Annotated in this window: 10 protein-coding genes; all 10 read left to right on the forward strand. The window is 49.1% G+C overall.

The genetic code is table 11. The features are described from left to right. Positions 1 to 896 (forward strand): hypothetical protein (locus tag ACTHMC_RS18025; RefSeq protein WP_440415156.1); only part of this gene is annotated, 896 nt, incomplete at its 5' end. A 133-nt stretch (positions 897 to 1,029) separates the two neighbouring features. After that, on the forward strand, positions 1,030 to 1,437 hold the full coding sequence (locus ACTHMC_RS18030) for an NADH-quinone oxidoreductase subunit A (RefSeq protein ID WP_440415158.1): 408 nt from the start codon (positions 1,030 to 1,032) through the stop codon (positions 1,435 to 1,437). Between the two features lie 47 nt (positions 1,438 to 1,484). Then, positions 1,485 to 2,060, forward strand: a complete 576-nt coding sequence (locus tag ACTHMC_RS18035) for an NADH-quinone oxidoreductase subunit B (protein ID WP_440415160.1) — start codon at positions 1,485 to 1,487, stop codon at positions 2,058 to 2,060. A gap of 2 nt (positions 2,061 to 2,062) precedes the next feature. Continuing rightward, on the forward strand, positions 2,063 to 2,575 hold the full coding sequence (locus ACTHMC_RS18040; RefSeq protein ID WP_440415162.1) for an NADH-quinone oxidoreductase subunit C: 513 nt from the start codon (positions 2,063 to 2,065) through the stop codon (positions 2,573 to 2,575). Between the two features lie 71 nt (positions 2,576 to 2,646). Continuing rightward, complete coding sequence (locus tag ACTHMC_RS18045) at positions 2,647 to 3,882, forward strand: NADH-quinone oxidoreductase subunit D (protein ID WP_440415164.1); 1,236 nt, start codon at positions 2,647 to 2,649, stop codon at positions 3,880 to 3,882. A gap of 15 nt (positions 3,883 to 3,897) precedes the next feature. Further along, a complete protein-coding gene (locus tag ACTHMC_RS18050) occupies positions 3,898 to 4,392 on the forward strand; it encodes an NADH-quinone oxidoreductase subunit NuoE family protein (protein ID WP_440415166.1) in 495 nt (164 codons plus the stop codon). Positions 4,393 to 4,414: 22 nt separating this feature from the next. Beyond that, on the forward strand, positions 4,415 to 4,885 hold the full coding sequence (locus ACTHMC_RS18055) for a copper resistance protein NlpE (RefSeq protein ID WP_440415168.1): 471 nt from the start codon (positions 4,415 to 4,417) through the stop codon (positions 4,883 to 4,885). 55 nt (positions 4,886 to 4,940) lie between these two features. After that, positions 4,941 to 6,299, forward strand: coding sequence for an NADH-quinone oxidoreductase subunit NuoF (gene nuoF / locus ACTHMC_RS18060; RefSeq protein WP_440415170.1), 1,359 nt, complete (start codon positions 4,941 to 4,943; stop codon positions 6,297 to 6,299). Between the two features lie 21 nt (positions 6,300 to 6,320). Next, complete coding sequence (locus ACTHMC_RS18065; protein WP_440415172.1) at positions 6,321 to 7,409, forward strand: 2Fe-2S iron-sulfur cluster-binding protein; 1,089 nt, start codon at positions 6,321 to 6,323, stop codon at positions 7,407 to 7,409. Positions 7,410 to 7,418: 9 nt separating this feature from the next. Then, positions 7,419 to 7,962 (forward strand): complex I subunit 1/NuoH family protein (locus ACTHMC_RS18070; RefSeq protein WP_440415174.1); only part of this gene is annotated, 544 nt, incomplete at its 3' end.

Consider the following 7,962-nt stretch of genomic DNA (forward strand, 5'->3'; position numbering starts at 1 on the left):
AGACTGATTTCACCTACGCTAAAGCTGACTTCGCCGGTGCAAAAGCAAAAGCCGAGCAACTCATCCAGCAATACGGTGAAAAAGTGAAACCACGTATGTACAAAATGATCGCTTATGCAAGTGACACCCTCGGTGATCTTGCCGGCGCGAGAAAAGCGATGGACACTTATTTCGCCAAAGTTGACAAAGATGATATCGTTGCTCCCGATTACGTGGAGTTAGCCAATATCGACGCTAAAACTCCGGGTAGCGAGGTAAATGCTTTCGCCAGTCTTCAGAAAGCAGTGGATATCGATACATTGATCGAGAATAAAGTTAAGTATATCAATATTGCAGCGGCCCTTGCCAAAAAGCTTGGTAACCGCGGCGAGGAAGCAAGATGGCTGGGTGTGGCATATAACCTGAAACCCGAACCAAGCCAGACTGACCTGTACAACTATGGTTTTGCATTGTATCAGGCTACTGACTATAAAGCTGCCGACAGCGTTTTCTGCGGTATTTATCAGTCTAAATACCCTGATCAGATCTATGGTTATCTCTGGTGTGCCCGTGCAAAACAGGCCCAGGATGACTCGGTAAATACCAATGGCCTGGCCGTTGAAGCTTACAAGACCCTGGCAGAAAAAGCGAAACTGATCGATTCCACCAAGTTCAAATCACAGATCATTTCCTCTTATTTCTTCCTGGTTCAGTATTATAATGATATTAAAAAAGAAAGGGAAACGGCTATCGACTACCTGGACAAGATCCTGGAAGTTGATCCGGGCAATGCAACCGCCATCAAGTTCAAGGGAATCCTTGAAAAGGCCGGAAAGCCTGCATCTCAGCCCAAACCCAGGACCGGCAGCAGCAGTGCAGCCGGGGGAAATGGGGCCAAACCGAGTAGTGGTAAGTAACCGTAGCTTAACATAGAATTCATTTATATCAAATCCCTGCAGTCTTCTGCGGGGATTTAATTTTACAGTTTTTTGACTTACAATTGGTTTTTGTTAGATGCTACCTTATTTTTGCCGATAAACTAAACGGGTTATGAACATGTACCTGTTGCAAGCCTCTACCGTTGCCCAAAATCCTGACAGTGCCTTCTGGTTTTTTCCCGTAGGTCTTCAACTCCTCGTTGCTATAGGCATTATAGTGGTCATGATGACGGCATCGCATTTGTTAGGCCCTAAACGCAAAACGTCCGATAAGTTAGAGAACTTTGCCAGTGGTATCGCCAGTCATGGTGACGCCAGGCATCCGATGGCCATCAAGTACTTCCTGGTTGCCATCCTGTTCGTATTGTTTGATGTGGAAGTGATCTTTTTCTATCCTTATGCTGTCAATTTCAGAGAGCTGGGATGGAACGGCTTCTTTGCTGTATTAATGTTTGTAGGCTTCTTTCTCTGTGGTTTTACATATATCCTCAAGAAGGGAGCTATCAAATGGGAAGACTGATTTGCTTGTGAACCTGAACAACAGTAAAAAGTAAAAAATCTGATTTTATGGCACGTCCCGTTCAATATAATATTTACGGTCAGACCAGCGTAAAGTTGGTAGACGCCCCCGAAGGCTATCAGGGTGACGGATTCTTTACCACCAAACTCGATGAAGTGGTAGGCCTGGGCCGCAAGAACTCTCTCTGGCCTATGCCTTTCGCAACTTCCTGCTGTGGTATCGAATTCATGGCTACCATGGGAGCCCACTATGACCTGGCCCGTTTTGGCGCTGAGAGAGTTGGATTCTCCCCCCGTCAGTGCGATCTGATGATGGTAATGGGCACCATCGCTAAAAAGATGGCCCCCGTAGTTAAACAGGTGTATCTCCAGCTGGCTGAGCCCCGCTGGGTACTGGCCATGGGAGCCTGCGCTTCCAGCGGTGGTATCTTTGATACTTACAGCGTACTGCAGGGGATCGATCAGATCATTCCCGTGGACGTTTACGTTCCCGGTTGCCCTCCCAGGCCTGAAGCGGTGATCGATGGTTTCATGAATATCCAGAAACTGGTAGGTAAGGAAAGCCTGAGAAGAAGGAATGGAGATCGTTACAAAGAATTAATGGCAAGCTACGGAATCCAATAAGCATGTTGAACAACGACTATATCAAGCAACGGCTGACAGAAAAATTCGGTGAACAGGTTACCAACTTCGAGGAGCCTTTTGAAATGCTCACCTTCGAAGCGCCGAAAGAGATCAACCTGAAAGTATTGCAGTTCCTCTATGATGATGAGGGATTGCAGTTCCGTTTTATGACTGATCTGCAGGCCGTGCATTACCCCGATAATACCGGCAGGGAACTGGCTGTGGTGTACCACCTCCATAACCTGCAGGCCAATGTTCGTATCCGCTTTAAAGTGTATACCAGCATCTCCACCCCTGATGTATTCAGTGCAACAGCCCTGTTTTCAGCAGCAAACTGGATGGAGAGAGAGACCTATGATTTCTATGGTGTGAATTTCGTAGGCCACCCTAACCTGAAACGCATTCTGAACGTGGAGGAAATGGATTACTTCCCCATGCGGAAAGAATTTCCGCTGGAAGACCAGACCAGGATCGATAAGGACGACGATATGTTCGGCCGTGGCAAGAGTTACTAAGCCTTATCCTCACCCGTGCAAAATGAATTGAAACTTAGAAATAAACTGGCCCAATGGGCTGACATTAATATATGTCTGATTTAACACATCATAAGAATATCCGGTTGCCGGAAGGGTCCATCGAGAAAACGACTACTACACTCAATCTCGGACCCACGCACCCCGCAACGCACGGCGTATTCCAAAATATCCTGGAACTGGACGGGGAGCGTATCCTCTCTTCAGAATCTACTGTAGGCTATATTCACCGCGCATTTGAAAAGCTTGCAGAAAGAAGGCCTCTCTACCAGATCACCACTCTTACAGACCGCCTCAATTACTGTTCCGCACCTATCAACAATATGGGATGGCACCTCACCTGCGAGAAATTGCTGGGAGTAAGAACGCCAAAACGTGTTGATTATCTCCGGGTGATCGTAATGGAACTGGCGCGTATTTCAGACCACCTCATCTGTAATTCCATCGTAGGCGTGGATACCGGCGCCTTCACTGGCTTCCTCTATGTGATGCAATACCGTGAACTGATCTATGAGATCTATGAAGAGATCTGCGGATCACGCCTCACTACTAATATGGGCCGTATCGGCGGTTTTGAAAGAGACTTCACGCCGGCCGCATTCGAGAAACTGGAGAAATTCCTGGCCGAGTATCCCAAAGTACTCAAGGAATTTGAAAATCTCTTCACCCGCAACCGCATCTTCATGGAACGCCTCATCGGCGCTGGCCCTATCAGTGCCGAAAGAGCGCTGAACTACGGCTTTACCGGCCCCAACCTCCGTGCCGCCGGTGTAGACTACGATGTGCGCGTTCATACTCCATACAGCAGCTACGAAGATTTTGAATTCACGATCCCCGTGGGTACTACCGGCGACTGCTATGACCGTTTCCTCGTGCGTAACCAGGAAATGTGGCAGAGCCTCAGCATCATCGAACAGGCCTATAAGAAAGTACAATCTTTCAAAGGCACCGAGCATGATGTGTACCACGCCGATACTCCTGAATATTATCTGCCTCCTAAAGGCGATGTATATACGAAGATGGAAGCTTTGATCTACCACTTCAAAATTGTGATGGGTGAAGTAGCTATTCCGAAAGGTGAACTGTACGTTCCCGTGGAAGGTGGCAATGGCGAATTGGGTTACTACCTGATCAGCGACGGCGGCCGCACACCGTACAGGCTGCATTTCCGCAGGCCCTGCTTTATCTATTACCAGGCTTTTGAAGAGATCACGAAAGGATCAATGCTCAGCGACGCCATCATTGTATTGAGTTCTCTCAACCTGATCGCAGGGGAGATGGACGCATAAATCTTAGAAATTTTTATGGTACAGTTTTCAGATGATCAGTTAAAGAAGGTGCAGGAGATTGTTGCACGCTATCCGGACGGTAAACAAAAAAGCGCCCTGATCCCGGTATTGCACCTGGCACAGGAAACTTTCGGCGGATGGCTCAGTGCAGAGACCATGGATTATGTAGCATCGCTCCTGAAACTAGAACCCATTGAAGTATACGAAGTAGCTACCTTCTACTCCATGTACAACCTGAAACCCGTAGGACGTTACATTTTTGAAGTCTGCCAGACAGGGCCGTGCATGGTAAAAGGAAGTGACGATATAATCGATTATATCAAATCAACTCTGGGCATCGGTGTGGGTGAAACCACTGCCGATGGTATGTTCACACTCAAGACAGTTGAATGTCTTGGTGCCTGTGGTTACGCGCCTATGATGCAGCTGGGAAAACACTACCGCGAACATCTCACCAAAGAAAAAGTGGATGGGATCATTGCGGAGCTCAGGGCAAAGGCAGCCAACTGATCAGACACCAAAACCAGGTAATATGAAACGAACGCTTGTTTTGCTGGCACTTGCAGCGTTTATGATCACCATCGCCTGTAATGACCCGGGTAAGAAAGAACCAACAACCACGGACAATGCAGGTGATACCTCCGCCGTTAGTCAGCCGGTTGATATGCATAACGCAGCAAATTCGCTTGACCTGGCCGGAGAATATGAAGGGATCCTGCCCTGCGCAGATTGTGAAGGGATCAGGACCACGCTAGACCTTAACAAAGACTCGCTCTTTACATTGAAAGAAGAATACCTTGGAAAGAAAAATCCGGTGGTTTTCAACTCAAAAGGTAAATGGGTGATACATCAGAATACGATCACGCTGCAGTTCGAAAAGGAATTACAGGACCGCAGGGTGGAGTACAAAGCCGGTGAGAACAAACTCTGGCTCCTCGATCAGGAAGGTCGGGAGATCACGGGAACACTTGCCGGTAAGTACATCATGACGAAAAAACAGTAATCACAGATCGATGAGGCGGTCCACACCGGTTCATCTTTCTAACATTATCAATCAGATGGGACGCAAGTTATTATTAGAAAAAGCGCATGTCGAAGGCATTCGTACCTACGAGGTTTACCGCAGGGAAGGTGGCTACGCCAGTGTAGAAAAAGCACTGAAGACCATGTCGCCCGACCAGGTAACGGAAGAAGTGAAGAAGAGCGGACTGCGTGGCCGTGGCGGTGCAGGTTTTCCTGCCGGTATGAAATGGAGCTTCCTTGCCAAACCGGAAGGCGTGCCCCGCTATCTCGTTTGCAATGCGGATGAATCCGAGCCCGGCACTTTCAAAGACCGCTACCTGATGGAGTTCATTCCTCACCTCCTCATAGAAGGTCTCATCGTTGCATCTTATGCATTAGGTTCCGAAAGAACATATATCTATATCCGTGGTGAATATGCCTGGATCGTTGACATCCTGGAGCAGGCCATCGCCGAAGCCAATAAGGCCGGATTCCTGGGTACCAATATCCTGGGCACCGGTTTCAACTGCCAGATCTATGTTCAGCGTGGCGCCGGCGCTTATATCTGTGGTGAAGAAACCGCCCTCATCGAATCACTCGAAGGTAAGCGGGGTAATCCACGTATCAAACCTCCGTTCCCTGCCGTGAAAGGTCTCTGGGATTGCCCTACCGTGGTGAACAACGTGGAAACACTGGCAGCAGTGGTTCCCATCATCCAGATCGGTGGTGAGGAATACGCTAAGATCGGCGTAGGCAAAAGCACCGGCACCAAACTCATCTCCGCCTGCGGCAATATCAACAAGCCCGGCGTATATGAGATAGACATGACCATCTCAGTGGAAGAATTCATTTACAGCGACGAATACTGCGGAGGCATCCCCAACGGAAAAAGGCTGAAAGCCTGTATCCCCGGAGGTTCTTCCGTTCCCATCCTTCCTGCCAACCTGTTGCTGAAAACAGCAAAAGGGGAGCAGCGTATGATGAACTACGAAAGCCTCGCCGATGGCGGCTTTGCAACCGGTTCAATGATGGGATCAGGCGGATTCATTGTACTGGACGAAGACCAGTGCGTGGTTCGCAACACACTCACGCTCGCCCGTTTCTACCGTCATGAAAGCTGCGGGCAATGCAGCCCCTGCCGCGAAGGAACAGGCTGGATGGAGAAGATCCTGAAGAATATCGAGACCGGAAAGGGAAAGAAGAGCGATATCGACCTGCTCTGGGATATCCAGCGCAAGATCGAAGGCAATACCATCTGCCCGCTCGGTGATGCCGCTGCATGGCCCGTTGCCGCAGCCATCCGCCATTTCCGCGATGAATTTGAATGGCACGTGGACAACCCTGTAGAAAGCCAGCACAGGAATTTCGGTCTGGCCCATTATGCAGACCCACTGCCCGTACCAGTAACAGCGTAATAACAATCGAACCCGATTTATATGGCCGAGGAAAAGAAATTATTTAAGGTTACGATAGACAATATCACCATTGAAGTGGAGCCGGGCACCAGCATCCTGAATGCTGCGCGCATGATCGGAGGTGATGTTGCTCCACCTGCCATGTGCTACTATTCCAAACTGAAAGGCAGTGGTGGTAAATGCCGTACCTGCCTGGTTGAAGTAGCCGCAGGCTCTACTGCTGACCCACGCCCTATGCCCAAACTGGTAGCCAGCTGCCGTACCAACGTAATGGATGGTATGGTGGTGAAGAATATCACCAGCAACCGTGTGGTGGATGCACGCAATGGAGTGGTGGAGTTCCTGCTGATCAATCACCCGCTGGATTGCCCTATCTGCGATCAGGCCGGTGAATGCCACCTGCAGGATCTCGGCTATGATCATGGTAAGGAAGGTACACGCTACGAATTCAACCGCCGTACTTTCAAGAAACATGATCTCGGTCCTTATATTCAGCTGCACATGACGCGCTGCATCCTCTGCTACCGCTGCGTGTTCACTGCTGATCAACTCACCAACAAACGCGTGCACGGTGTACTCGACAGGGGAGACCATGCAGAGATCGCCACTTATATCGAGAAATCACTGGACAACGACTTCATCGGAAACGTGATCGATGTTTGTCCGGTTGGTGCGCTCACCGATAAAACATTCCGCTTCAAGAACCGTGTATGGTTCCTGAAACCTGTTGATGCTCATTGCGAGTGCAGCAAGTGTAAAGGAAAGGTTACCCTCTGGTACCGTGGTGAAGAAGTGTTCCGTGTAACTGCCCGCAAAGATCAGTGGGGTGAGGTGGAAGACTGGATCTGTAACGAATGCCGTTTTGAGAAAAAGAAAACATCTGACTGGACCATCGAAGGACCTACCCTGGTGAGCCGTCAGTCTGTGATCTCCCAGGGGCATTACCAGAACCTTACCGTTCCTAAAGAAACAATGCCTGAAGTGATGGGTGGCCGTCAGCCAAGACTGCTGATGGATATTCACGATGTAAGCGAAGTGAACAGACCTGATATAGACCTGAGCGCATTGCCCGGGCCTGCACATAGTACAGATTTTCCCAAGAAATCATAACCACATATAATGCAGATTACGTTGTTATCTTTCGATTGGTTTTTTCTTATTGAAAAGTTGGTGTTGATCATCGGCATTATATCCGTGTCCCTTGTAATAGCCATGTATGAAACATGGGCAGAGCGTAAAGTGGCAGCCTTCATGCAGGATCGTATCGGTCCTAACAGGGCGGGCCCCCTCGGTCTGTTTCAGCCGCTGGCTGATGGTATGAAGCTGTTCATGAAGGAAGAGATCATTCCCAACACATCCAACAGGATGCTCTTCATTCTCGGTCCCTGTCTGGCTATGCTTACAGCTATGATGACCTCAGCCGTAATTCCCTGGGGCGGAACCCTAGATTTCTTCGGAAGGTCTGTTCCTCTTCAGATCACAGATATCAATATCGGCATCCTCTACATCTTTGGCGTGGTGAGTATGGGTGTATATGGTATCATGATCGGAGGCTGGGCATCCAACAATAAATTCTCTCTCCTCGCTGCATTGCGCGGAGCAAGCCAGGTGATCAGTTACGAGCTGCCCATGGGCCTTTCCCTGATCGCATTGCTGATGCTTA

Source organism: Pseudobacter sp. (assembly GCF_051955275.1).
GTDB lineage: Bacteria > Bacteroidota > Bacteroidia > Chitinophagales > Chitinophagaceae > Pseudobacter.